We start from the raw sequence: 1,518 nt of genomic DNA on the forward strand, positions 1-1,518 counted from the left end.
GGCCCTTTCACTGATTCTGGCGCTGTGGCTGGCCGGATGCGTCATCTGGCAGCCGGCGCGCTTTGCCGCACGCACCAGTGAGCTCGCCATCTGGCACGGATTATTGTTAATCTGGGCGGTGTGCAGCGGCGTGATTCACGGCACCGGTTTCCGGCCACAGCGAGCCCGCTGGCAGGCGCTGTTTGCCCCGCTGCCGGCGCTGATCGTGCTGGCGCTGGGAATTTACTGGTTCTACCATTAAGTTCTGTCTCAGCCCGCAAGGGCTGTTTTACCGCTGCTGACGTGAGTTTTTGTCAGCGGTTGGTCAGGAAATCTCCCGAAAATCCTTCCAGTTGTTAACGTCTGATAATTATTTTCTCCTGGCTCTGGCGGACCATTCCCAAGCCGATCTCACTTGCGTATAGTAGCAACGTTTAAAATGAGACCGGGATGTAGAGTGAGTACAACGCTGTTTCGCTGGCCGGTTCGGGTCTATTACGAAGACACTGACGCCGGTGGTGTGGTTTACCACGCCAGCTATCTTGCTTTTTATGAACGAGCACGTACCGAGATGTTGCGCCAGCACCATTTCAATCAACAGGCCCTGTTGGAAGAGCAGGTGGCTTTTGTGGTACGGCGCGTGACGGTGGACTTTATTGCCGCGGCACGTCTCGACGACCTTCTGGAGATCCAGAGCGAAGTGACAGCAATGACGCGCGCAACCATGACGTTCTCGCAGCGTATCGTGAATGCTGAAGGCAAAGTGCTCAATGAAGCAGACGTCCTGATTGCCTGCATCAACCCACATCTAATGAAGCCGATTGCGCTTCCCAAGTCTATTGTCGCGGAGTTCAAGCAGTGACTGACATGAACGTTCTTGATTTGTTCCTGAAGGCAAGCCTTCTGGTCAAACTTATCATGTTGATTTTGATCGGCTTTTCTATTGCCTCCTGGGCAATCATCATTCAGCGCACCCGCATTCTTAACGCGGCGGGGCGTGAGGCCGAGGCGTTCGAGGACAAGTTCTGGTCCGGTATCGAGCTGTCGCGTCTCTATCAGGAGAGCCAGGCGCGCCGTGACGAGCTGAGCGGGTCTGAACAGATTTTCTACTCTGGCTTCAAAGAGTTTGCCCGCCTGCACCGCGCCAACAGCCATGCGCCGGAAGCGGTGGTCGAAGGGGCCGGTCGCGCCATGCGCATCTCAATGAACCGTGAACTGGAAGCGCTGGAAAATCACATCCCATTCCTTGGCACCGTCGGTTCCATCAGCCCGTATATCGGTCTGTTTGGTACGGTGTGGGGGATCATGCATGCCTTTATCGCACTGGGTGCGGTGAAACAGGCCACGCTGCAAATGGTTGCGCCCGGTATCGCCGAAGCGCTGATCGCCACCGCAATCGGTCTGTTCGCGGCCATTCCTGCCGTTATGGCGTATAACCGTCTGAACCAGCGCGTGAACAAGCTGGAGCAGGGCTACGACAACTTTATGGAAGAGTTCACGGCCATCCTGCATCGTCAGGCTTTCTCTACCGACAACAGC

At 55.9% G+C, this 1,518-nt stretch carries 3 protein-coding genes; all 3 read left to right on the top strand.

Annotated elements, in window-relative coordinates:
• The coding region (gene ybgE, locus ERD80_RS21640; RefSeq protein ID WP_136548496.1) for a cyd operon protein YbgE at nucleotides 1-241 on the top strand (241 nt) is incomplete at its 5' end.
• A 195-nt stretch (nucleotides 242-436) separates the two neighbouring features.
• Entirely contained in the window at nucleotides 437-841 is a 405-nt protein-coding gene (ybgC, locus tag ERD80_RS21645; RefSeq protein ID WP_136548498.1) for a tol-pal system-associated acyl-CoA thioesterase, read from the top strand.
• A partial coding sequence (gene tolQ / locus ERD80_RS21650; RefSeq protein ID WP_136548499.1) for a Tol-Pal system protein TolQ occupies nucleotides 838-1,518 on the top strand: 681 nt, incomplete at its 3' end. The genes ybgC and tolQ, both read left to right, overlap by 4 nt.

The organism is Pantoea sp. R102 (assembly GCF_004916815.1).
Taxonomy (GTDB): domain Bacteria; phylum Pseudomonadota; class Gammaproteobacteria; order Enterobacterales; family Enterobacteriaceae; genus Pantoea; species Pantoea dispersa.